At 44.1% G+C, this 23,863-nt stretch carries 18 protein-coding genes and 1 tRNA gene; 10 read left to right on the top strand and 9 right to left on the bottom strand.

All coding sequences use genetic code 11. From position 1 onward, the window contains the following. Positions 1-649, top strand: a 649-nt coding sequence (locus JAO78_RS12955) for an SOS response-associated peptidase family protein (RefSeq protein ID WP_226751782.1), incomplete at its 5' end; no start/stop codon positions are given. 295 nt (positions 650-944) lie between these two features. On the opposite strand, the gene JAO78_RS12950 is transcribed toward JAO78_RS12955, so the two are convergent. Continuing rightward, positions 945-1,700: a hypothetical protein gene (locus tag JAO78_RS12950; protein WP_226751781.1), complete on the bottom strand. Its 756-nt coding sequence runs from the start codon at positions 1,698-1,700 to the stop codon at positions 945-947. Between the two features lie 447 nt (positions 1,701-2,147). On the opposite strand from JAO78_RS12950, the gene JAO78_RS12945 reads away from it, so the two are divergent. The 8 genes from JAO78_RS12945 to JAO78_RS12910 all read left to right on the top strand — a co-directional run bounded on the left by JAO78_RS12945 (position 2,148) and on the right by JAO78_RS12910 (position 10,011). Next, entirely contained in the window at positions 2,148-3,911 is a 1,764-nt protein-coding gene (locus tag JAO78_RS12945) for a DUF3987 domain-containing protein (RefSeq protein WP_226751780.1), read from the top strand. A 1-nt stretch (position 3,912) separates the two neighbouring features. Further along, positions 3,913-5,229 (top strand): replication initiation factor domain-containing protein, encoded by a 1,317-nt coding sequence (locus JAO78_RS12940; protein ID WP_226751779.1) that lies wholly within the window; start codon positions 3,913-3,915, stop codon positions 5,227-5,229. Between the two features lie 135 nt (positions 5,230-5,364). Then, entirely contained in the window at positions 5,365-6,288 is a 924-nt protein-coding gene (locus tag JAO78_RS12935) for a tyrosine-type recombinase/integrase (protein ID WP_226751778.1), read from the top strand. Continuing rightward, positions 6,272-8,287, top strand: coding sequence for an AAA family ATPase (locus JAO78_RS12930; RefSeq protein WP_226751777.1), 2,016 nt, complete (start codon positions 6,272-6,274; stop codon positions 8,285-8,287). The genes JAO78_RS12935 and JAO78_RS12930 overlap by 17 nt, the downstream gene beginning before the upstream one ends. Before the next feature lie 32 nt (positions 8,288-8,319). Continuing rightward, a complete protein-coding gene (locus tag JAO78_RS12925) occupies positions 8,320-8,778 on the top strand; it encodes a DUF6641 family protein (protein ID WP_134059267.1) in 459 nt (152 codons plus the stop codon). A 78-nt stretch (positions 8,779-8,856) separates the two neighbouring features. Further along, complete coding sequence (locus JAO78_RS12920) at positions 8,857-9,303, top strand: JAB domain-containing protein (RefSeq protein WP_226751776.1); 447 nt, start codon at positions 8,857-8,859, stop codon at positions 9,301-9,303. A gap of 28 nt (positions 9,304-9,331) precedes the next feature. Beyond that, positions 9,332-9,739 (top strand): DUF2787 family protein, encoded by a 408-nt coding sequence (locus JAO78_RS12915; RefSeq protein WP_226751775.1) that lies wholly within the window; start codon positions 9,332-9,334, stop codon positions 9,737-9,739. Further along, positions 9,739-10,011, top strand: coding sequence for a helix-turn-helix domain-containing protein (locus JAO78_RS12910; RefSeq protein ID WP_226751774.1), 273 nt, complete (start codon positions 9,739-9,741; stop codon positions 10,009-10,011). The genes JAO78_RS12915 and JAO78_RS12910 overlap by 1 nt, the downstream gene beginning before the upstream one ends. 31 nt (positions 10,012-10,042) lie before the next feature. Here the strand turns inward: JAO78_RS12910 and JAO78_RS12905 are convergent, their stop codons facing one another. The 6 genes from JAO78_RS12905 to JAO78_RS12880 all read right to left on the bottom strand — a co-directional run bounded on the left by JAO78_RS12905 (position 10,043) and on the right by JAO78_RS12880 (position 20,521). Beyond that, complete coding sequence (locus JAO78_RS12905; protein WP_226751773.1) at positions 10,043-11,605, bottom strand: hypothetical protein; 1,563 nt, start codon at positions 11,603-11,605, stop codon at positions 10,043-10,045. 62 nt (positions 11,606-11,667) lie between these two features. Beyond that, complete coding sequence (locus JAO78_RS12900) at positions 11,668-14,715, bottom strand: DEAD/DEAH box helicase (RefSeq protein ID WP_226751772.1); 3,048 nt, start codon at positions 14,713-14,715, stop codon at positions 11,668-11,670. Between the two features lie 191 nt (positions 14,716-14,906). Beyond that, the gene (locus JAO78_RS12895) at positions 14,907-15,584 is read right to left on the bottom strand and encodes a hypothetical protein (RefSeq protein WP_226751771.1); all 678 of its coding nucleotides are present in this window, start codon (positions 15,582-15,584) and stop codon (positions 14,907-14,909) included. 133 nt (positions 15,585-15,717) lie between these two features. Next, positions 15,718-17,865, bottom strand: a complete 2,148-nt coding sequence (locus tag JAO78_RS12890) for an N-6 DNA methylase (protein WP_226751770.1) — start codon at positions 17,863-17,865, stop codon at positions 15,718-15,720. Between the two features lie 20 nt (positions 17,866-17,885). After that, positions 17,886-20,273 carry an EcoAI/FtnUII family type I restriction enzme subunit R gene (hsdR, locus tag JAO78_RS12885; RefSeq protein ID WP_226751769.1) on the bottom strand — a complete coding sequence of 796 codons (2,388 nt, stop codon included), beginning with the start codon at positions 20,271-20,273 and terminating at the stop codon, positions 17,886-17,888. Positions 20,274-20,434: 161 nt separating this feature from the next. Further along, positions 20,435-20,521 (bottom strand) — tRNA-Leu (locus tag JAO78_RS12880). A gap of 622 nt (positions 20,522-21,143) precedes the next feature. Between JAO78_RS12880 and JAO78_RS12875 the strand changes: the two genes are divergently transcribed. Beyond that, complete coding sequence (locus tag JAO78_RS12875) at positions 21,144-21,647, top strand: RDD family protein (protein WP_226751768.1); 504 nt, start codon at positions 21,144-21,146, stop codon at positions 21,645-21,647. Here the strand turns inward: JAO78_RS12875 and lptG are convergent. Next, complete coding sequence (lptG, locus tag JAO78_RS12870) at positions 21,644-22,711, bottom strand: LPS export ABC transporter permease LptG (RefSeq protein WP_226751767.1); 1,068 nt, start codon at positions 22,709-22,711, stop codon at positions 21,644-21,646. The two genes, JAO78_RS12875 and lptG, sit on opposite strands and share 4 nt — an antisense overlap. A gap of 1 nt (position 22,712) precedes the next feature. Continuing rightward, entirely contained in the window at positions 22,713-23,816 is a 1,104-nt protein-coding gene (lptF, locus tag JAO78_RS12865) for an LPS export ABC transporter permease LptF (protein ID WP_226751766.1), read from the bottom strand. Between the last annotated feature and the right edge of the window lie 47 nt (positions 23,817-23,863).

The raw sequence follows: 23,863 nt of genomic DNA, 5'->3' as shown, positions 1-23,863 counted from the left end.
GTGTGAAGGTCTGCAGATCCAACTGTTCCCTGAGAGCCAAATATTTAGCAGGTTTATCAGGGCTTCAAATCAGGTCAGTATTGTCAGGCAGAAAGATGGCGTCCGTAGAATGGACAATGCTATTTGGTGGCTGTTACTTGAACCATCCACTATTGGCTTTAAGCCCTCCAAGTACACTTCGTTTAACACCCGCTATGACAAGCTAAATGTTAAGGGTTCAGCTGGATACCAAGCATACCGCCATAGCCGGTGTGTTATTGCAGCTAAGGGCTTTGGTGAAACTGAGTATGTGAACAACAAGCCTCTGCACTACCATGACCTTGTTGCTAAAGATGGTGCGATATTACTCGGTGGCCTTTGCAGAGAGTGGATCAATAAAGATACCGGCGAGACTGCGTTGTCGTGTTCAGTAATTACCCTGCCGCCACACCCCAAGCTGATGCACATTCATAGTAAGGCATCACCACTATTACTGCCGCTAGACATGGCATTTGTGAACCAATGGCTGGATGAAAGCATTACTGACCCAACCGAGTTTGACCCACTACTGCAGCCACATATACCCTATGACTTGATGGCAATACAGATAGATAAACCGAGTACTTTTAATGCTTTGAACAACGCCATCTTAATTGAGCAGGATAATTAATGTTCTTAAAGCAATTATTACTGTCAAAACTGTCAAAACTGTCAAAACCTATTACCCAAAGCGGGGACCCTGGTGAAAGTTTAGAAACCACTGTGAAAAACGTCATAAATCAGACTGGAAATGCAGTTATAGCAACATTATAACCATACGTAATAATACAACGCTTTCTTATATCATTGTATGATAATGGGCTAATGTAAAACTTAGCATTAATACTAATAGGTAATATGTAAATTAGTAGCTTAGTAGCTTAGTAGCTTAGTAGCTTAGTAGCTTAGTAGCTTAGTGTATCAACTTACATACCTTCTAGCTGCCAGAACACTTTGTTATATACCATCCACTTACATAGCCTTATATGCTTTAGTCTCACACGTCTATTAGAATCTGGTTTTTTAGTCTTACTTGGGATTGGTATAGCTTGAGTTTCAGGGGTTATGTCGGTAACAGTAATATAGCCATAGTCATGTAGTCTTTGTAGTGTTTTAGTTAAAACAGTTGAGCTATCAGAACCAACTAAATTTTTTGCATAGTCAATCAAGTGGTAAAAGTCTACTTCCTCTTTGTAAAACGTAGCCTCTTTAGAATGATAATTATCTCTTATGTAGACTCCTCCCAGCTCCCCGTAAGCTCTCGATAGCTCCATATATGTGGCAATGGGCCTTACAACAAAAACAAGTCCTCTAAAATTAATTTCGTCATCCATAACAAACACATTGTGAAGATAAATAGCTAATTTTACGTCGGCTACGGTGAGAGACTTGTTAAAAAGTACATTCATCTGAAAGTAGTCAAAACCTCTCGATGTTCGCTTTGTAAAGTCAATTTCCTTACCTTTATCCAGCTCCAAATTTCGGGCAAGAAATGAATCCTTAAGCGCGGCTCGCAAAAGAGGCCGGTCAACCGATTCTGGAACCACCACCGTCGGGTTCTCTTTAGTCGCCAACTTGACATTTTTTAGCCTCTTTATTCGGGGTGTATTTATTTTTTTATTCTCAGTATCAGCCGGTTTTGGGGGTATTTCCGGTAGTGCTTTTTCATGCTGCTTATTCATTTGTGTTAAACCTTTAGCCGCAAAAGCCCAATAAAGCCATGATTATTAATGAACTTTTAGAAATCTATGAAAGGATGATTTTTCATAAAAAATTTTAAACCGCAAAAATAATAACCTGATTTTTCAATTAAGACCTAAAAAACAGCGTTAACTCAAAAAATAAATCAACATACATCACCTCTGCAAGCCCTGATAAATATGGATTTCCATTAAATCAGGCTCAAAAAAACCTTTGAAAAACTGAATATTCCCATGAGCTCAAAAACACGCTGCAAGCCTTGTAGATACTGGCCTACAGCACTTTTAAATGTGTCATTTGGTGCTGCCTAGGTGGAAGTTATACCGGTTGAGACAATTGTTGGGTCTTCACAGCAGTGCAGGACGAAACGTTCGGCAAGACCAACCAGCAATTTTGGAAAGCCTAAGAAGGCTTAGGAGTACATGATAATGAGCAAGAAACGTAAAGTATCAAGCAGTTTACAGCGCCAGCAATCTAAGCGCCAAAAACTAGAAGCTGTAAAAGGCAAGGCAAAAACACGTCAAATAGGCACTGATGAGAAGCAGAAGAAAATGCCTAAAGCAGATAGCTCAGCTAAACCGGGCATTTTTACACGCCCAGACTACAAAGCTGCTCTTGAAAAGGCATCGTCCGGCTCTTCGTCTAAAAAGAAAAAACCGAAGATTAAAAGTCGCTTCTTTAAGGAGGTACCCAATACCTTGCGGGATGACGGGCCGAGTGATAAAGACATTGCAGAACACAACCTTAACGCTTTAGAAATGGCAACTATTCCGAGACCAGAAAAGGTTTCTGAACAACATATGCCATCGTTACTTTTCCGTTTTACTATGGCGATAACAGCACTGTCAGAGTCAAAGTTGTCTTTTGCAGCGGCTGCGCTTTACATCGTACTTTGTAACTTGTTATCTCGCTTTCTACTTGTTCGGGTAGCAACTGCTTACGGCTCGTATAATGTTGAAGTAAATGTCTCTGGATTAATAGTGGGTGAACCCAGCACTAATAAATCACCGGTATTTCAGAAAGTTCTTGAACGAGCCCGTGACTTAATTAGTAAAGCTAAAAAACAAGGCTCTGAGAAAACAATATTTGATACCGAAAAAGAGAAAATCCAGCGAAAGGAGGCTAGGAAAAAACTCGAACAAGCTCAAAAGATTCGTGCCGAGGATCCAAAAAAAGCTATGGAATTCGAAGCGGAAGCTCGCTCAATACTTTCTCAGGCCGAGAATACTGTCAGCCGCAAGAACTTCATCATTAGCAAGTGTACTCTAGCATCGCTTGTTCGTAAGGTCTCAAAAACTGATGATCCACTGCTAATGGTCCATGAAGAAGCTGGCGATTTACTGAAGTTAACACAAAAAGCAGGGGATCCTACAAAAGAGTTCTACATCGGCCTCATGGATGGCAACAGTATTGAAAATTACGAAAATGCTCATCATGAATTTGACACTGCCGGTAAACGCTTGAGTATTCTTGGTGCAGTACAACCTGAAGTTATTTCCAAAATTGTTATTTCGGTCAATGACGGCCTAATTCAGCGCTTCCCGATTATTGCTTATGAAAATACGGTTTCTGAGCAAAAGATCACTCTGAACGCTAGTCAGGTGGAAAAGAATTTCGAGACTTGGAACAAAGTGTTGACCAATTTAACTACCCATCCTGAAAAGCGCTTTGAGATCGAACTAACGAAAGCAGCACAACAAGAACTGAGCTCACTGAAAAACCATTTTGGTACGCGGATTAATGACAAACAAACCCACACAATACTCAAGGGTCTATTTGGCAAGCGCCTTTCGTTTATTGTTTCAATTGCTGCAGCTAATGCGTTCATTCGGAACCGCGGTTTTAAGGACCTTATTATTGAGTCTGAGGATATCAAACTTGCCGCTAGGTACGCTGAACTGAATGAAGAGCACTTTAAAATTGCTTTTGGTTTCAACGAGGTCACTCAAGAGAAACGTGCATTGGAGCTGCTTAATCGAATTATGTTTTCAAAGTTTGCAAAGGAAAAATTTACAGCTAGCCAGATTGCCAAAAATGAGTGGCGCGGTTTTAAAGCCTCAACGTCAGTCGAAGAGCTATTAAATGTCCTTAAGGACTACAAACTTGCTTATCAGTTAAAGCCAGCTGCTACACAAGACGGTGGCCGTCCGACAGTGTACTGGGCAATTAATACAGATTTGTTGGAGAACTAAAATGCCAGTTTTTAATGCTAAATCGATTGACGTAGAACGCTTTGAAGACCTACAAAGTTTATTGGGTGCCTTTCGGCACTCAATGAACAAAGGCATTTCAATTGAAGATTTTCAAAGTGTCATTTCTGAAAACCCCATTCCAGCATTTGAGCTGAATGCACTTAAGATGTCATACAGTGCAGAGCCTCAGCGCCCGGAATTAGGAATTGACCACCTATATGCCTATGACACATTACTGCGCAGCCAAATCGCAACTCCTGCGAAATGGGGGTTAATACCCGTTATTGATTCAATCAACTTTACTGCCCCAGCGAGTAAAAAAGAACTGCGAAGAATTCATGAGCTTTTGGATGGAAATAACCTTGAAGATTATGGGTTACATGCTGTCATGGATACTGGCAACCACAAAGCGTACAAAGCAGAAGCTAAGGTACGCAATTATTATCTTCGTACCTATCGCATCAGGCTACTAAACGCTGATGGCTCTAAATCGGAACCAGTTTATTTTTCGTATGGCTCGAAGATCGCGGCTCGCAAAAGTAAGCGTAAGGCTCTGCGTTTCTCTTTTAACCCGGCGAGGTTCAATGAGGGGCAGATTAACGATATTTTTAGTAACTTGAATGACACTGGCGTGTTTCAAGACCTAGAACTGACATTAGATGCGGCTAACGTAACTCGAGTTGACCTCGCTTTGGATTTTATTGGAATACCTGCGCCAATGTTGTGTGTTGCCCAAAGTAATGTTAGGAAATACTTTGCACTGCCTAAAGATCCTGAGGATGGTATTGGTCAAACCTTCTACATAGGGACTCGCAACAAAACTCGTGTTGTAATTTACAACAAGATCGCAAAACAACTGAGTAAGCGTCAACGACACGTAGCAGGTTTAGCGGGTCCTAATAGTAATCCCTTTGAATTGGTCAGGCTGGAATGGGTAATGATGCCCCAGGGTAACAACGGCAAGGAGCTTAAGCTACGTGACCTAAATACATTGTCGTCTTTATTCCGGGCGAAGACATTCTATTCTCCTCTGATTTACTTGGAGTATCCAACTTGTCATACCGACTTTTTAAAAAAAGGTGTCATCAAGACGCTTATGTCAGAGTCCAAAAAGCTCAAAAAGAACGGCAAGCCAATGACAAAAGAGATGTTAAAGAAAAAACCTAAATTAAGTAAAACCATGCGCAACGGGCAGATTAAAGCCATGTTTAATAACATTGAGAAATTCAAAATGCATATCAACCAGACATGGTTTAAGAAAGAGCAGAAAAAAGTTCTCAATCAATTGGTAAGCGAAATCTTCACATTTGAGCGTTAGGTTAACGAATTAACCGTGTCAAAAATACAGCTCGCAATTCCATCAACACCAGCGCTACCATAGTGTAGCGCTCTTTTTTGCGCTCCCTTTCTCACTCTATTTCAATCTGATTATCACTATCTAACGAGGTGCTCTATGAGTACAGCTTCGCCGTATTCGCTTTACCTGAGCAGACTGTCGGCTAATAGCAGAACGTCAATTGCGTCACAGCTTCGCAGTATCGCCAAAGTCATGAACTGGCCGGTTGAAGATGAATCACGCTTTCACCGAATCAACTATCAGGACATGCTGCAGATCCGCGCTATGTTGCAGCATGCAGGCTGGGCGTCACGCTCGATTAACCGGGCGCAAGTCGCTATTCGCAGTATTGTCAAAGTTGCCGTCATGATGAAGCTTGCCGATAGCGAGCAGCTAAATCAGCTAAGTAGTTTAAGTAAGCTTAAACATGCCGAGTACCCCGGCACTGCGCTGACAAAGCAACAGGTTCAGGCACTGTTTACACTTCTGGAGCGGTCAACATCAGCAGTGGGTAAGCGCAATATAGCGCTATTTGCGGTATTGCTTGGTACTGGTCTTCGTCGCAGTGAGCTGGTAGCGCTAGAGCTAAAAGATGTCGATTTGAACATGCAAACGCTGATAGTTCGTAACGGTAAAGGCAATAAATCCCGCACCGTATTCTTGCCCAAATGGTGCCTAAACTATCTGCAAAGCTGGCTGAAACTGCGCTCTATGCAGCCTGGCTATCTGTTTTGCTCTATGTTGATAAACGGCAGCGTCAAACCGGCCAAAGCCTTAAGCGTTTGGCTGGTGTACAGGCTCATCAAAGATAAGTTACAGCACATCGGTGTTGAGAATGCATCACCGCATGATTTACGCCGCACCTTTATTACGCGCTTGCTAGAGCAGAATATCGACCTTAATACGGTACGGCAGATGGCCGGTCATGCGTCGATTACCACCACAACCATTTATGACAAGCGCGATATGCAGTTTATGCAGCAAGCGGCAACGGCACTTAACTATGATATTGCCGGAGGCAAGCATGATAACCCCGCCTAATACACCGCTGCCTTGTCATTACTTAGCAGCGTTTTACGCCAGAAACGTGATTAGCTTGATAGATGTAGACTTGGCGATGACAAATGTTAGTCGCGCCATTATAAAGCGTATCAGCGGCCATGCGTTTGATAGCCAGGTTGAGCTGACTACGGCTACTGCGCTTAAGCACCTAAATATTGCTGATGCTGCGCCTGAACTTACTGCCCGAGTAGAGCAGAACCTGGCCACACTATGCACCCTGTTTGGCGTTGATGCAGCCTTTGGCCCTGCCCTAGGCTTTTTAGTGCTGATTAATATCAATCAGGGTCTTAATCAGCTGGTGGATTTTGTTGGCGGTTACTTTGAAGAAAAGGCACTGGAAAAGCTGCTATGTAACGTGTCCGGCTTAAGCGCTAATGATGTGAGTGTTGGTTTGTCTGTCATGCAGCAAAACGGCATTTTGATTGTTGACAGCTACTTGAATGAGCTACAGGACATCACGATACCGGCCAGTATGCTCTATGTGCTGACCAATGAGGATATCGAGAGTAAAGCGCAGCTATTGCAGCATGTACTCTGCCCAAGCTCGGCGATTGAATTAACCACGGATGATTTTAGCTATGTCGATGTAGCGCTGCTTCAAGGGTATCTGGCAGAAGTCATCATTCAGAAGCTTAGCGGCGTTAATATTCTGCTTTATGGTGAGGCCGGTAGTGGTAAAACGGCCCTTGCCAAAGTGCTGGCGCAAAGTCTGTCTATACCGCTTTATGAAGCCCGCAACATGCGCATGGACGAAGGCTTTTTATCTAACGAGTTTGGCGCAAAAAGCTCAGACACCCAGCGTATTCAGTACATCACCATGCTGCAAAGCTTGATGGGCGGCAGTGCCATGATGCTATTGGTCGATGAATGCGAAAGCCTATTCTATAGCGCGGATACGCATTACTCCAAAGAGTCAGTGCATCGTCTGTTGGAGCAAAACGCGGTGCCGACTATTTGGATTACTAACTACGTTGACCAGTTAGAGCACAGCTACATTCGCCGCTTTAAATTGGTGATGCCGGTTAATGCACCGAAAGACGAAGTGCTGGAGAAAATAAGCCGTGCTGAGTTTAAAGGCTTAGGCATCAGCAGTGAGTTTCATGTTCAGCTGAGTAAAACCCCGAACCTGACACCGGCACTGTTAGCCAACGCATCCCATGTTGCCAGAACGCTTGGTGTTAAGCGTAGTATGGCGCAAGGTATAATAGAGGATGTGATAGAAAACAGCCTGACGGCCTGCGACTTATGGGATGACAGTATGCGCTATCAGGCAGAGCTGGCGTTTGATATGTCGCTACTGAACATCAAAGAGTCCGGTTCTGTGCTAAAACAGATTAATCATGCCGTTGCTAATAACGCACCTATACGGGTGTTGATAAGTGGCCCACCGGGTACAGGTAAAACCGCGCTGGCGCATCACCTGGCCGCGCAGCATAAACGTGAGCTAAAGCGGGTATTAAGCTCGGATGTGCTGAGTAAGTATGTCGGCGGCTCGGAGAAACAAATCGCCAGGTTGTTTCAACAAGCGCACCGCAACAACCAAATGTTACTGCTTGATGAAGTCGATAGCCTGCTCACCAGCCGGGAGCGGCTAAACATGCACCACGAACGGCAAGTGGTTAACGAACTGCTGGCGCAACTTGAGTGCTTTAGCTACCCGCTATTCGCTGCAACTAATTTCGAAACGGCATTGGATAGCGCCATATTGCGCCGCTTTGACTTCAAGCTGCAGTGTGACTACTTGAGCACGCAGCAAGTTTTAACGCTGTACAAGCGCACTGTGAGCGTTCCACAGCTATCGACGTTAGAGACTGCGCAGCTAAGTTTGCTCAGCAGATTAACACCCGGTGATTTTGCACTTTTAACCCGTCGTTTGCGCTTTAGCGCAGCGCACGAACATCGTCAGTTAGCGCTTGCCGTGCTGACCGATGAAAACAACCGCAAGCAACCTAAAACCCCCATCGGCTTTGTGCAATAGCCACTAAGCCAACACCATAAGGAAAACACACTATGTCTATATTGAGTTCGCTCAAGGTTATCGCTCGCCCAAAAATTGAGCCCAAACCACCTATCTTAGGCAAGCGCCTAAAACTGATTGAGAAGCTGGATGAGCAGCAGGCGATGGCGCAGGCCATGTTAGATGGGCAGGCTTATGAAGCCTACAAAGATAAAAAAGTGAAAGACCCCGAAACCGGCGAGCGCAAAACCGTACGCACACGCAAAGCGGTCCGCCCCTGGTACTTTGATGACAACGAGCACTACTACTTTGAAATCAAAGTCGGCCTTAAAACGCTGGAGCTGGAAAAGGGCAAAGCGGCAATCGATGTCGGTAAGAAAGAAGACTTACCGACTGTTATCAGTACCATCATCAAGGCGGTAGAAAGTGGTGAGCTGGATGCACAGATATTACAACTGTCACCGGCAAAACCTCCGAAACCGCCTAAAGCCAAAACCACGGATAAAAAGTGATACGACATGGCCGGTCACTATGCCGGCCAATTCATTCAATCAGGTTAAAAAACGTTTAGCAGGTTTTGGAGGTGCATTATGGCAACCCTGCGAGAAATAGAACTAACCTACCGTTTTAAAGAAGTGGACTGTGACATTACCGGTAAAACAGCCAACAGCCCTGAAGTCATAGGCAAGCTTTTTGACTACCTAAAGCATGAAACCAAAGAAGTGTTTATCGTGGTGAACCTCACCTCACAGCACGAAGTGAATTGCTTTGAAGTGGTGGCAAAAGGCACTGCCGATGCAATCAGCACAAGGCCTGTTGAGCTGCTACGCACGGCAGTCATTTTAAACTTAAAGGCGGTTATCCTAATTCACAATCACCCATCTGGGTTAAGTGAGCCAAGCCAGGCCGATGTGCGCTTTACCGAGCGGGTCATCGAGATTGGCAACATCTTAAATATCACCGTGCTGGACCATGTGATTATCGGCCTTAACCAACACACCAGTATGCGACAAACCCACGCTCATATTTTTAAGTAAACACCTCACCTATTCAGGAGTAAACATTATGCGTATTCAGTACGAGGGCTTAGCTTTGCCTGTTTCAAAGCGATTTATCGATGCACTTATTAAAGCCATCGAGCCACACCGAGAGCCATTAGCAGAGTTTGTCTGCGTGAACTTTCGGGACCCGAAATACAGTGCAGAAGATGGCGGCTACCATCCGGTAGAAATCCTACTTACCGGCACCAGTGGCCGTTATGACATCTGCTACATCACCGACTTTTGCTATGCAGGTATCGGCGATTGCGCAGAGCTGGTGAAGTCTTTGGACTTCGAGTTTATCGCTGGCACCTTTCAGGATATGACCGGCTACTACCCAATCGAAACCGCCAGAGAAATCTACCCTATGTGGGAAGATAACTTTTTAACCTACTGGCTGGATATGGGGGTTTTTGAGGTGGAGGTAAGCTAATGGAAGCATACAAACCAAAACGGGGCGAAGCTCATTTAAAAGCCAGCCCAAAGCGTATTGCACTCGGCAATTGGCTGCGTGAACAGCGAAAGGATAAAGGTCTCACCATGCGCGACATGGCAGCGATTAGCGGCTTACCGCATAGCTACTTTGGCAAGATTGAGCAAGGTATTCGGGGTTTGGATATTCTGGAGTTTTTGGAGCTCTGTCAGTGGCTAGGCATTGATTATCGTTCTGCGATAACTCAAATCAACAAACTGCAAACTCCTTAAAAAGACGCTTGCTTGATCTTCAGGCAAGCACTTAACTTTCGTAGAAACTTAAATGTATTGGTTCGAGCCAACAGCTTTTGTACACGCTATTGAGTAACTTTGAAATTTTTGGGAATGCTTCTAGCTCTGAGGGAATATAAAACTTGTTATCGTCCAAAGCTCTAACAAGCTCAACTTTGTACAGATACAGAAGCAGCTCCCGAATCCTCTGTGCCCTCTTAGCTCGTGCTACCCTACTCGATTTTAAGTTCAAATAATCCTCAATTATTTGATCACTTGCCGCTTCAGCAGGGCTACATGCTCGTCCTTGGTAGTTAGGTAATATAAATTCACAAAAGAATAGAGCCCAAAGTTTAGCAGGCATATTCCAGCCATCTTCATCAAAATCTGCCGGTTTCAAGTTGACTGAATAACGCTCACACAACAAAAAGTTAATGTCGCAAGGTCGGCTAGACAGGTTATTTAGAAAACCTTGTTTTTCTGCTCTTTCGTCTTGAATCTTTGCGTTTGCGACCGACACTTCGTATTTCGCTATCTTCTTCAAAGCATCTTGCCATTTATCGATACCACGCAAATAGGATTTAAACTCCAAAACTTCGACTTCTTCGTTGAAAATTAACTGATAAAACAACTTCGGGATTTTTGATTTTGGTTTTACCCCGTTAATACTGAAGATCACGGGCACAACTTGTCTTTTGGCATAGTTACCATCGACTATGATATCTGCTTCAGCTGTCGCATGGTCCCCAGTTTCGTTAAACAAAACATTTCTAATCCTCGACACTGCAACATTTTTTGAAACAGTAAGATCTTTGCCATCCAAAAGCGTGAATTTGTTTGACTTCATAGGTTTTAACGGAAGCTCTGAACGGGACGAATTGCGAAGTAAGTTATCAATCTCGAATTTGAAAGTGCCGTATATCTTTGCGTTTTTTTGCTCAATTAGCTTTGGTAGCTTCTGTTTAGATACTTCGTAACACCTTGCTTTGACAAACGCATCATTAACCCAACTTCGATTTGCCTTCCGAATTAATAAGCTACGTAGCTCTTCTAGTTCAACGTTCCAAGCCACCTTACTTATGTCAATTTCAACAACCTCAAAATCGAGTTGCGCAAACTTCTTTTTATCCTCGTTAGATTTTGCATTGGTAACATAAATTTCAATGCCAACTTGACGACCTGAAGCATCTGCTATTACAGAGTCGATAATAATATTGCCGAATCTTACTTCAGCTTCTGCTCTGCAAATTTTAATACGAGGTTCTAATTCATAGTAAGTTGATATAATTTCGTTTCCCATGCAATCAGCTCCCGAGGAAGAGCCATAATATCCAGGCAAAAGAATGCTTTGATTTTCAGATGCAAAGTCTGAAAGAATGGATTTCGCTACCTTATGAAGGACTGATTCGCCCTGACACACAGAGCCTTGCTCATGTCCAAAATATTCTGTTTTCGATGACGATTCTGAGTTGTAAGCAATTAGTGGTTCACCGCAGTCAACGCAGTGGCAGTTACAAGCTTTTCCATTTTCGACCTGCTTAATGTGGCAATATTTACCTTCAGCATTTATTGCCCAAGCGATTTTTACTGCCATAAATAATTTAGTGTCCGTTTTTCAAACCAAATAAAATATTGAATTAACGAATTAAAATTAACTCAAATTTCTCCTGATAACTTCTTCCACACTCTAAGATAGTCCTCTCCAGACAATCTCGAATTTGCTGGCTTTAACCTATCCCAATCATCAGTTTTTAGTAACTTTAAATATTCACTGGCTTTACGAGAGGATAAAACTATATCTTTTTGGCTGACTATTTTCGCCCTGAAATCATCTCCGACTCGCTCAGCAATACTTCTAGGAACACTATTCATTCGCATCAACACAGCTTCCTCAGTTTTTACGCCGTGGTACAGCATTGCCGGAAGGTTATTTAATCTGCGCTTTTCTTCGTCTGTCATGGCTTCAAAATCAAGCCCTGAAGTTGGCATTTTGCTTAATGCCGACAGTCCCCAAGCGCCATTGTTAGCCAAATCTCTATAGACAGCTTTACAGGCTTTCGAAATTTGGTCTGTCAGGTTCTCACCTTTAAAGTATGTCTTGGCTATGTATTCGATAGAGCTGCCCGTCACCCAAGCCTGAGTAATGTCAGCAAGTTTACGATGACTATTCCCTTCGCCTTTACTGATCTCTCGCAAGCTCTCTTGTAATTGCGGAACCCGCAACATAATCCCCATTAAACTTGGTAACACAGACTTTGATTTATCGCCAAATAGGCTCGAAGGTTCCCAATCTGCAAGCGTTAATTTGTTTTCAAGGTTATTCAAATCCAACAATGTTGAACGAACGCCCTCTGGGGAGAAGCCGGTAACATCAGCCAACGAAGCATTTTCTGGATGCTCAGCTAACTTTCTAACATATCCTTTGGTAGCCTCAAGAAGTGCGTCAGCTTTCTCTTGCGAGGCTTTATCAGCTTTAGCGCGAAGAGAACCAAACCCGTAGGTATTTCGCAGTAATTGTTCTGCTTCACCAATTACAGCGTCCAAGTTACGTTTTTCATTCCATAAATGAGCGATATAGCTTCTGAAGTCTGCCCATTGTTCTTGCTGCATAATCCAAGATAAGTTTGCTAATTCCCCCGCAGCTTGAAGATCATCCAGCATCCCTTCCAATCGGGAAACTAACGATGCGGTTGCATCACTAACATATTTCCGGATCTCATTCGGCTGTGCACCTGCTGCAATACCGATTACGCCTACGCTATCATGGCCGATACGCCCAGCTCGACCCGCGAGGTTCCAAAATGCCCGATGTGACATTTCATTGCCGTAAGGCAATTTTCTCGTCGCAAGAAAAACAGATGAAACAGGGAAATTAAGACCTTGTGCAATGGTTGTCGTTGCACACATCACTCGAATATGGCCTGCTTCTGTAAGCCACTCGATTAATGAAAGCGCCTCAGCAGGTAAACCTGCATGATGCACAACAACACCTTTTGACAGCATATCAATTAGCTCAAAGTCTTCACTAATCTCAGCAGCAAGAAAACGCTGAACCAGTTTAATGTCTTCGTGTACCTGAACAAAAGGTTCAAGCTCTGCGGCAACTTTACGAGCAATACTCCAAGCATCTGGAATCGTCTGCGCTACAGCAATACTGGTGCCACGCTTAGAGAACACCTTAGCCATAGCGACAGCTTGTGTCGTTATGCCCTTTGCGTTTGTATAATTCAGTTTTTGCAGAGGCCTATTACCATCTACTTTATGCATTCCCTTAAGTTGAATAGTCCGTTGAGTGGTAGTCAACGTTTCAAAACTTAAATTCCAATCACCAGCTTTTTCACCTTTATTAATATCAAATAGACCAACAATTCTCTCATTAGGTTGCCAAGCAGAGGTGCCCAAGCTGATGCTTCGGCCACGATCAGCAGCTAGCCATTGAGCTAAATCTTTAGCATTCGGAACAAATGGCATCAAGAGTAAGAAGTTCGCCCGAGGTGATTCTTGCTTAATCGTTGCAAGCAGAAGCTCAATACGCAAGCCACGAGACTCATCTTCAATATTGTGAGCTTCATCCATTACAACCAAAGCCAATGGTCGAGCGACTTTTTTATTCCTCATCACCAATTGAAGTTTCTCAGGTGTCGCAACCAAAACCTGAAAAGCACGTGCTTCACCCAAAAGCGCCTCTTCAAAAGAATCGACTTCAATCGCGCCAGTTAACGGCTCCACTTGTATACCTAAAGGGCCAAAATCTTCACGTAATCTTCGGGTAATTTGAGAAACCAAGGCGCGAGTTGGTGCAACATAGGCCACCCAACCATCATCCTGATCAAATTGATTAAGTGCTTGCAACATGCGGAACTGTGCCAACGCAGTTTTACCGCCTGATGTGGGCAAATCAACAATTACCGCTCTGCTGGCTTGGTCTAGTAAACCTTGCTCTTGAAGTGCAGCTCGTTGCGGCGGTAACAGCTCAAATAAGCTCTTGTTCTTAGTCACATGGGAAACAAAGCGTGTCACACGGGAGTTAACCGTATGCGCCACCCACCATAACGAGCCTGCGACCATTTTTCGGCTTGCGACATGTAACCAGCGTAAAATCATTTCAAGTTGCGGGTCTTTAGAGGCTTGAGCCGCTTTTTGCGCCGCTTCAAAATGCTGATCTAATTGCGCATCTATCGCTACCGGTTCGCCTTGTAGCATGTACACAGCTAAACGCTCTGTTGCTTTGGCCCAGTGATAAAGCGCCACTAAACGCATGGCTATGCTTTGTGCCTCTGCACCTTGGGTTTGTTCTAGTAACGCTTTTTCGTAGTTTGCTTGATCGTTTCGTAAACCAAGCACAATCTCTGAAATCTGATCTAAGTCGTCCCAGCGGTTTTTGCGTAGCAGTCGCAACCAACAATCAAAAATTCGGTAAAGCAGACGCTTATCCCAAGTAACACCAGCAACACTGGGTACTGCTACTGTATTGTGTTGCTCTTTAAACCATCGACGTAAATCCGTCCAGCGATCGGCGCAGTACGCCAAACCCGACACATGCAACACATGAAACAAGCGCGCCTCATTGTCACTCGGTACGGGTAATACACGATAAAGCCCAAACGCTCGAAACGCGCCAGCTTGTGCAAGCTCACGAATATTTTTATTGTCCTGATTGGCTACTGGGTGCAACAAAGCGCCAATGCCTTCGATCGCGGCCAACTCATACGCCGTCGCTACTTGCTCCAACAAGTCGCTGTCAAACTCAGTTGCAGCATGTTCAAGTAGATTACCCAGCGCCACATCAACCAGGCGCCGTTCAGCCATTTCCATAGCTGTATCACGCCGTTCAGCACTAATGGACTGAACAGCCCAATGCTGATCTACCTGTAGTAAGTGCTCTTGTGAAAGCGTCATGACGCCTCCTGCATAGCCGCTTGAGCACGAGCAGACAGGGTACTAATCATGTTAAGGGGAAGGTATAAAGCATAGATTTCAATATCAGTTTGCACTGGACAATCAGCCGCCAGTGCTTTCGCTCGGCCTACAATATCAGAAGCGCTTGGAGCAATATCTCGCACCAAAACACCATAAACAGCAATGTCTTTTGTATTCGAGCTTAAATATCGCTTGGCCGCACTTTTAAACATCTGTTCCCATGGTGCTAGTACCGAATGGAGCCCTAAATAACGTAAAAGTGCATCTTTTGTTTTGCGATTATCTCGAAGCCCAAAAAGTTGGGTGCCTAAGCTGGCCATCACGCTTGGCGGCGCCTTATTCTCTTCAGACGTTTTTACTTCACCAAACGCAAAACGGTAAGGAAACTCAGCATCATCGACAAGCTGAAACCCTGTCAAATCACATCCAGCAGGACTTGCGTTCGGATTTTTAAGATCACGCCCTGTTGGCCACGGAAAAACACAATTGCCCTTATTCGCCACAAAGGCTTCGGCAATCGCCTCGCCAACTCGCCAATTATCTGGCACCGTTTCATCGGTTAACGCTAGACGTAAACCCTCTTGCTCAAATTCAGTGCTTACGACACTGCCAAGTAACTCCTGAAGCTCATTATTTCCTGTGGTATCTTGCAAAATATGCTTTACGGGGCCAGCAAGCATCTCACTTACTTGATCGTCATGATAAGACAAACCATGAGCAATCACAGGCTGGGTACTAGCGTCATAAGAAAGCTGAGCAAAGGGCATCTGCACTAATAGTTTCTCTTTAAACTTTATTGTTAGTGTTTAAAAAATAATCTGCCAACTGTGTTGTTGATTCATTACAACAATCAGAAAAATCACGTACCAAATTGGCGAGTTCATTAAGCTTCATATTGTAATCCACGATAATCTTCTGCTCCGAAATTGATGGAAGAGGTAGAGTTTCACCCAGGAAAAGCTCCTCCTTCAATCTTTTTCTATTAGTTGTTCCTTTACTAGCATGCTGGCATGCATAGGTAAACTCTTTGGAACGAAGTAAAAAAGCCAAGAACTCAGGTAATATGACATCCTTTCTAATATCGAATAATGGAAAATCTTGGGTAACAACAGCTCCATCTAAATCAAAAGGTACGATAGCAAATGCTCCATTTCTTGCATCAATACGGCTCATGATCAGTTGGCCACTTTGCGCTATAAACTGAGATTTTGTTTTAATATCCTTTCCAAGGATAACTTGCCTAAGCACTGCTCCTTTCCCATACAACTTTACTGTTATTTGTTTGTAATCAACATCATCCTCTAACTCAATACTATTTTTAGAACGAATTAAAAAATCACCTATCTTAAATTCATTCCATGACTTCTTATCTATATTTCTTATTGTCTCAAATTGAGCTTGCAGATGAGCATTGCTACCTTCAATTTCTGATAAATAACTCGATAAAGCTTGTTGCAAATGTTCTGGACCTTTTAACTCCTTTTGTTCCTTACGCGGATTTCGAAAATCAAAAGAAAAATCTTTCCTCTCAATATCTTCAAACGGGACAAACCAAGAGTATTCACTTTCACAAGGGCTTTCGTACCAAACCCGGATTTCTGCCATCTCCTCTTCTTTCAAAGCATTTGTTACGGTGTAGCAGGGATTCTTCATTCCCCTGCGCTCAGCCGGTACTTCGTGCTGATAGAACCAAACACCTTGTGTAGGTCCGTTTCGATCAAAAAAAAGTATGTTCGATTGGATATCAGAATACGGCTCAAATACCCCCTTAGGCAAACGGATAACAGTGTGTAGGTTGAAATCACTGAGTAGTTGTTTGCGTACTCGCTGCGCAACCCCACCGTCATACAATACGCTTTCTGGAACGACAACAGCTGCACGGCCTCCGGATTCTGACCCATTTACTTTCCGCTTAAGTTTTCGCATTATAAGCTGTAGAAAAAGCTGAACCGTTTCGGCGGTTTGCATGTCTTCAGGAAAGTTACCAAGAATACCTTTTTCTTCCTCACCTCCAAAAGGTGGATTGCTTAGAATCACATCTACACGATCTTTGTCCCCAATCTCTCGTAATGGGAAACGAAGACTGTTTTCTGAGTCAATTCTTGGGTATTCCAAACCATGCAATAATAGGTTCATTTGAACAAGAAGGTAAGGCAACGACTTGGCCTCACCACCAAAGATGCTTTTCTCTTGCAATACCTCGCGGTCTTCAACCGTTTTACATTGACGCTCGAGGTGTTCGAAAGCTTCAACTAAAAATCCACCCGTGCCACAGGCAGGGTCTAGCACTGATTCACCCAACTGCGGATTCATTACTTCAACCATAAAACGAACCACTGGGCGCGGGGTATAAAACTCACCAGAGTCACCCGCGGCATCGCGCATTTCACGCAACATGGTTTCGTATAAGCGGCTTAAGGTATGCATTTCTTCTGATGAGTTGAAGTGAATACCATTTATTTTGTCGATTACATCACGTAACAAATAGCCATTGATCATGCGGTTCTGCAAGCCTTTAAACACTGTCGCGATAACATCACGTCGGTCACCTCCATTGTTTCCTTGTAGGCTACGCAAGTAGGCAAACAAACCAATGCCACGCGTGCCATCTGGTCGCATTGCTTCATCATTATTAATAAAAGCAATAAGCTCGTCGCCAGTTATGCCTCCTTCCGTTGCAGCCCAGTCGCGCCAGCGGTATGGCGCTTCTATGGCGGGCTGGAAGCTTTTTCCTTCTAATACAGCTTCGGTTTCTCGCATTTGCTCTAAGTCATCGAGAAACTTCAGAAACATTATCCAAGTTAACATTGGCAACCGATCGAGGTCGCCATTTAAGCCTTTGTCTTTACGCATTATTTTCCGAGACGATTTAACAATCGCACCCAATTGCTGGGCGGTGGTCATCGGCTGATCTGCTTTCTTTGTTCTTGCCATAAATCGTGTTGTCACTTCTATTATTGCTGGCTATAGAGCAGTGTTTGTAATTGGTCCACGGCGGTTTTCATTTGCAATGCGCCGCCAAAGAGATTGGCTATTTCCATCACATTGCCATATTCAGAAATGGGCGGTACCTGTAGCGAATCCGGAATACTGAATTGCTTAGGGCCGTGGTCGGTATATTTGTCCAGTAAAGACGTTAAGATCGCGCGGGCTTCTGGGCCGTACTGATCAAAAAAGTCCGGTTTGTTTTTCTTCAAGTAGTCAGCGCGCTCTTTTCTGGTTCGCAGCGGAACGTTAAATGCTATGTGACAAAGTAAATCCAATGGATCTGCATCGGCTTTACCCGACTCTGCCACTAAATCATCAAACTGGATCCCTCGTTCTTGTAATTCGAGAATGATCTCTTCTCGCTTTAGCGGATTAGCCCAGCTATCTTTTAGTTCGTCCAGTGAGGAAAAGAGGGTCTTTACCTTTTCTGCAGTGTAGTCGGTATATTGGATGATTCGAAGCTGTTTACCGTCTTCATCTAGCTCATAGACTAAATGAGACGTGATTTTAACGCTGCCACCGTCTACGTAGTACTTTCTCGGTTCGTGCTCTTCATCATCAGCGCCTTCACCTTCAGTGTTCACTTCGTATTCACCCGCCTCTTCAGCAACTTCTAACTCTTCACTATCTGGTGTTAAAGTGTCATCAACCACTTCTTCACCATCTTCATCAATCACCACTTCATTTTCAATTTCTGGGTAACCGTCAAAGTCAGGATCAGCAAAATTTTGTGTGGCGGAGCCGGTATAATCAATGATGTTGAACCACAACTTGCCGTAATCTTCTCGTAGGCGAGTACCACGGCCAACAATTTGCTTGAACTCACTCATTGAGTTCACAACACGCGCAAGCACAACATTTTTACAGGTTGGCGCATCTACCCCCGTTGTTAATAGCTGTGAAGTGGTCAGTATCACTGGTGTACTGGTTTCCAGCTCTTGAAAACGACTGAGGTGCCCTTTGCCAATTTTTCCTTCTTCGGATGTGACTCGAGCAACGTAATCAGGGTGCTTGCGTGCAAGGTCAGAATTTAAGTTATTAAGTGCCCGACGCATTTCATCAGCGTGTTCTTGGTCGACACAAAACACTATCGTTTTTGCAAAGCGATCGGTTCGCTTCATAAAGTCAGTTAAATGCTTAGCAAACGCATCTGTTCGAGCCTTTAACGCAATAACCCGCTCAAAGTCCTTGGTGTGGTATTCACCATCTGGGATTTCTCGCCCAAAGCGGTCAACATCACCTTTGCTCGGTCGCCAACCTGCAGCATCGACTTCCGAAATGACTCTGTGTACGCGATATGGTGCAAGAAATCCGTCATCAATACCTTGGCGCAAACTATAGGTGTAGATTGGATTGCCAAAATAACGATAAGTATCGCGGTTATCTTCACGCAGCGGAGTAGCTGTCATACCTATTTGGAAGGCAGGCTCAAAATACTCCAGAATTTCGCGCCAGTTACTGTTATCGCGCGCACTGCCTCGATGACATTCATCGATAATGATTAGATCAAAAAAGTCTTGCGGAAATTCCTTATATAAACCGGGACGGCGCTCATCACTTGCAATCGATTGATAAATGGCAAAATAAATTTCACGACTTTTAACAACTCTGCCGCCTTCAATTTTGTGTCTTGCATCACCAAACGGGGTAAATGTTTTATCCTTTGGATCATCAACCAACACATTTCTATCTGCCAAAAATAGAATGCGTGGCTTTCTATAGTCTCCCGTGCGATTCCAGCGAGCACTCCACAGCTTCCAACAAATTTGAAAAGCGACGACTGTCTTACCCGTACCCGTTGCCATAGTAATTAATGAGCGCTTTTTACCTTGAAGTACCGACTGTACTGCACGGTTTATGGCAATTTGTTGGTAGTAACGAGGGGAATATCCAGAAACATGGTGGTAAGGAGACAATAAAGTATCAAGATCTTCATCCTTTAAACCTTCATCGCCGCAAAGCCGCTTGAATAATTCATCAGGGGTTGGAAAGCGCGACAACAATTGCTCTTCACCAGTGGTGTAGTCAAATTCTAAGATCTCATGACCATTAGTTGAATAAGCAAACTTTAGCCCTAAGATTTCTGCGTAATCTTTTGCCTGTTGTATTCCTTGCCCTACAGGGCTACTTTCAGGTTTTGCCTCGACAACAGCTATAGGAAAATCGCGAGTGTACTTAAGTAAATAATCAGCTCGCTTTTGCTCTCCACGCTGAACTTTGCTGCCCTTGAACTGAACGCGACCATCAGTAAATGTGTACTGTTCAGTTATGACGCTAGGATTTTTTTGCCAACCAGACTCAATGATTTTTGGCGTTACATATACTCGACAAGTATCTGCTTCGTTTAATGCCACTCTACTATCCTTGGTATCAAGACCCAAATGGTCTTATATTCCGAAACTTTAAATAAAGTACTCAATGCCAATAGTGTAAACTTGTCATTTAGGGTACATAAAGTCAATTGGTCGTGTTAACAAGAACAGCATTTTTTTAAACGTGAAAGTTAGGAAATATATGGTGCCTAGGGCCGGACTCGAACCGGCACGTTGTCGCCAACGGTGGATTTTGAATCCACTGCGTCTACCAATTTCGCCACCCAGGCATTGAGAGGACTTTTTTTATCTGTATCTAGTGTAGCTACAGACCTTTACAAAACTTTACAAGCTTTTTTACGAGCTCTTATTTCTTTAACTCTAAACTATTCAAAGAGTTAAGTCTACCTTTTGCGAAGACGCGTTGCATTTTGAATCCGCTGCGTCTACCGATTTCGCCACCCAGGCATTGAGAGGACTTGCAAACAGTATGCAGCTTGGCAACTGTTTTCAAAACTTTTGAAATGTAGACGTTCCAAAAGTTAAAAACCTAATTTAAAAGAGTGCTGTAAAGTTGATTAACTTGTGCAACGCTTTAAATCAAAGTAATCGCATTATACGATGCGCGGCTGACTGTGCAAGTGCTTTATGCGGTTTATTGTATAAGCCTGATGCATTTGCTTATTTTTACAGCAAGAATATAACCAAGTGACTAAGCATCCTAAAGATTGCACGCCAACATACACTTAAGTGTCACTGGCGGCTGATGCGTTCTTGTCAGCGCAAGGCTCGGTAAAAAGCCGTTCATCTGTGCACACTCGCTAAAAAGCGACCGACTAAATAAACGCGCGTCTTTAGCTTGCTTTCAGTGTCATGCTAAACTTGCAACTTCAGCTTAAAAGGAAACCTTATATGTACGCTAATGCGCCAAGAGCGGGCTTTGCCCGTCGTCTCTCTGCGATTATTTATGATGTTTTAATCTTGTGCGCGTTGGTGATGCTGGCAGCAGGGGTCGCCATGTTGTTGGTGCAACTGCTGGTATGGGGTGCCGTTGTGTCGATTGAAGGCTATGTTGACATTGCCGATTATTTAAATAGCAGTTGGCGTCGCTGGGTCTACCTTGGCTATTTTGTTGCCATCATATTAGGCTTTTATGTGTACTTTTGGTCTAAAGCGGGGCAAACCTTAGGCATGCGCGCTTGGCGCATGTTATTGGTAACAGATGCTGGCGCACCTTTATCGCTGCTACAAGCGTTAAGTCGTGCCTTGTTATCGCTAGGCGGCTTAGGAAATATTTGGTTATGGTTGCGTTGGGGTAAAGGTTTGGCTCTGCAAGATCAGTTTACGGGCACACAAATGATCGTATTAACCAAAGAGCAAAGCAAAGCACTGAATCTGCACGACACAGCGCGTTAAACTTTTTGGCGCATAAAGTACAGCGAGATCCCGATAAACAATAAACTGGGTATCGCTGCACCGGCTAAGGGCGGTAGTTGATAGACGAGCGCTAAAGGCCCGAACACTTCATTACTCATGTAAAAGCCAAAGCCCGTTAAGATCCCCAATAACACCCGCGCGGCCATGGTAACGCTACGTAGCGGACCAAATATAAACGATAAAGCCAATAACAACATAGCCCCCACCGTAACCGGCTGCAGTACCTTACGCCAATAGGCTAATTGGTAACGGCTGGCGTCTTGGCCATTTTGCTGCAAATAATCGACATACTCCATTAAACCTTGCAGCGATAGCATTTCAGGCTTAACCGTTACCACGCCGAGTTTTTCAGGGGTAAGGGTGGAACGCCAACGTTGGCTTTCTGCTTCAACGCGAATAATTTGCTCAGACGTAAAATTTAACGCGGTAACCTGCTGTAAACGCCAAGCATCTTCGATGTATACCGCACTGATTGCCGTAATTTTTTGCTGCAAAGCCAGGTTTTCGTCAAATTGGTAAATAGTTAATTCTTGCAAGTTACCAACATCATCGACTTCTTTGATATTAACGAAACTATCTCCATCTTTCGCCCAAACGCCTTGGCGGGCAGCAAATAAGTTACCGTCAGAAATCGCTTTTATGCGCAGCTCTCGTGCCGCACGATCACTCACCGGCGCGCCCCATTCTGCAATAGCCATCATCACTAACACCATCAATACCGCTGACTTCATCACCGAACTGATAATATTTAAACGCGATAAACCCGCCGCCTGCATCACCACTAATTCGCTGTTACTGGCCAACATACCTAGGCCAATTAACCCGCCAATCAGTGCTGCCATTGGAAAGAAAATCACCACATCACCCGGTACGCTGTACAAAGTAAACAAGGCGGCATGCACCATATCGTAGTAACCGCGACCAATAGAGCGCATTTGATCGATAAAACGAAACATGGAGGACAAACCAATTAACACTGTTAGTGTTAACACACTGGTCATTAAAATAGTGCGGCCAATATAGAGATCGAGAATTTTCAGCATCTTAACGTCCTGCTAGCCATGCTCGAACCCGCTGAGCACTGGAGCGGTTGCGTAAAATTAACACGGTACCCACCGTCAGCCCAAGTAGATGTAACCACCACATACCCCACTCTGCGGGTATTTTGCCATCTTCAATTGCCGAGCGCGCAATAATCATCAAGGCGTAATAGCCTAAATAAAGTAATAAGGCTGGCAGTAAACGGCCAAACTTGCCTTGGCGTGGATTAACTCGTGCTAAGGGCACAGCAATGAGCGTAAGGATCGGAATAGACAATGGGATAGCAATGCGCCAATGCCATTCGGCAGCCGCTTCGGCGTTATTTTCTTGTAATAACGCTGGGGTGCTAAGACTGCCTAATTTACGGCGGCGCTGTTCTACTTCTTGTTCACGAATTTGCATCAGGTAACTGCCAAACTCGGTGATCTCGTATGCCGCAGTTTGGCTATCACCGGCATAGCGACGGCCTTGTTGCAACTGCAACATCTGCGCGCCGGTTTGCGGATCTTCTTTTACTGCACCGCTTTGTGCATAAACAATGGCATGGCCAGGGTTTGCTGGATTATCACTGCTTTGCGCCACAAACACCTTAGATAGCGCATTACCCGAACGACTGACATCTTGCACAAAAATCACGGCTTTTTCATTTGAGGTATGCTGAAAACGACCCGGCACCAACGAAAAAAGTCCTGCATCCGATTCAGCTCGTTCCAGCAAGGTGTATTCTTGCTCTGTAGCCCATGGGCTCAGATACAGCGTTACCGCACCGGCTAACAGCGCCATCACGAGCGATAACAATAAAGTGAGACGAGTGATATACCATTCACTAACGCCGGTAGCATGCAACACCGTCATTTCACTATCGGCATAAATGCGGCCATAAGCGACTAAAATGCCTAAAAAGGCACTCAACGGCAGGATAATCACCGCTAATTGCGGCAATTTCAGCGCAACAATACTCATGACCAATTGGCCCGGTATTTCACCCTCAGAGGCATCAGCCAAAATCTTCACAAAACGTTGGCTAATGATGATGGTGGTCAAAATTAGAAAGACAGCTAACTGAGAGCGAAAAACTTCACCAATCAGATAACGAAAAATAATCAAAATGCCCCCTAAAAACCTGTCTTTTCACTGGAAAGCTGGTCATTTTT

This window comes from Alishewanella maricola (assembly GCF_016343785.1).
In the GTDB taxonomy this organism is placed as follows: Bacteria; Pseudomonadota; Gammaproteobacteria; order Enterobacterales; family Alteromonadaceae; genus Alishewanella; species Alishewanella maricola.
The sequence above is the reverse complement of the archived record's forward strand: the minus strand, read 5'-3'. Positions and strand labels throughout refer to the sequence as shown.

What these genes read in the sequence shown, in the direction of transcription:
- JAO78_RS12950 (WP_226751781.1), bottom strand. Translation starts at nt 1,700, where the DNA reads ATGAATAAGCAGCATGAAAAAGCACTACCGGAAATACCCCCAAAACCG.
- JAO78_RS12945 (WP_226751780.1), top strand. Translation starts at nt 2,148, where the DNA reads ATGAGCAAGAAACGTAAAGTATCAAGCAGTTTACAGCGCCAGCAATCT.
- JAO78_RS12940 (WP_226751779.1), top strand. Translation starts at nt 3,913, where the DNA reads ATGCCAGTTTTTAATGCTAAATCGATTGACGTAGAACGCTTTGAAGAC.
- JAO78_RS12935 (WP_226751778.1), top strand. Translation starts at nt 5,365, where the DNA reads ATGAGTACAGCTTCGCCGTATTCGCTTTACCTGAGCAGACTGTCGGCT.
- JAO78_RS12930 (WP_226751777.1), top strand. Translation starts at nt 6,272, where the DNA reads ATGATAACCCCGCCTAATACACCGCTGCCTTGTCATTACTTAGCAGCG.
- JAO78_RS12925 (WP_134059267.1), top strand. Translation starts at nt 8,320, where the DNA reads ATGTCTATATTGAGTTCGCTCAAGGTTATCGCTCGCCCAAAAATTGAG.
- JAO78_RS12920 (WP_226751776.1), top strand. Translation starts at nt 8,857, where the DNA reads ATGGCAACCCTGCGAGAAATAGAACTAACCTACCGTTTTAAAGAAGTG.
- JAO78_RS12915 (WP_226751775.1), top strand. Translation starts at nt 9,332, where the DNA reads ATGCGTATTCAGTACGAGGGCTTAGCTTTGCCTGTTTCAAAGCGATTT.
- JAO78_RS12910 (WP_226751774.1), top strand. Translation starts at nt 9,739, where the DNA reads ATGGAAGCATACAAACCAAAACGGGGCGAAGCTCATTTAAAAGCCAGC.
- JAO78_RS12905 (WP_226751773.1), bottom strand. Translation starts at nt 11,605, where the DNA reads ATGGCAGTAAAAATCGCTTGGGCAATAAATGCTGAAGGTAAATATTGC.
- JAO78_RS12890 (WP_226751770.1), bottom strand. Translation starts at nt 17,865, where the DNA reads ATGGCAAGAACAAAGAAAGCAGATCAGCCGATGACCACCGCCCAGCAA.
- JAO78_RS12875 (WP_226751768.1), top strand. Translation starts at nt 21,144, where the DNA reads ATGTACGCTAATGCGCCAAGAGCGGGCTTTGCCCGTCGTCTCTCTGCG.
- lptG (WP_226751767.1), bottom strand. Translation starts at nt 22,711, where the DNA reads ATGCTGAAAATTCTCGATCTCTATATTGGCCGCACTATTTTAATGACC.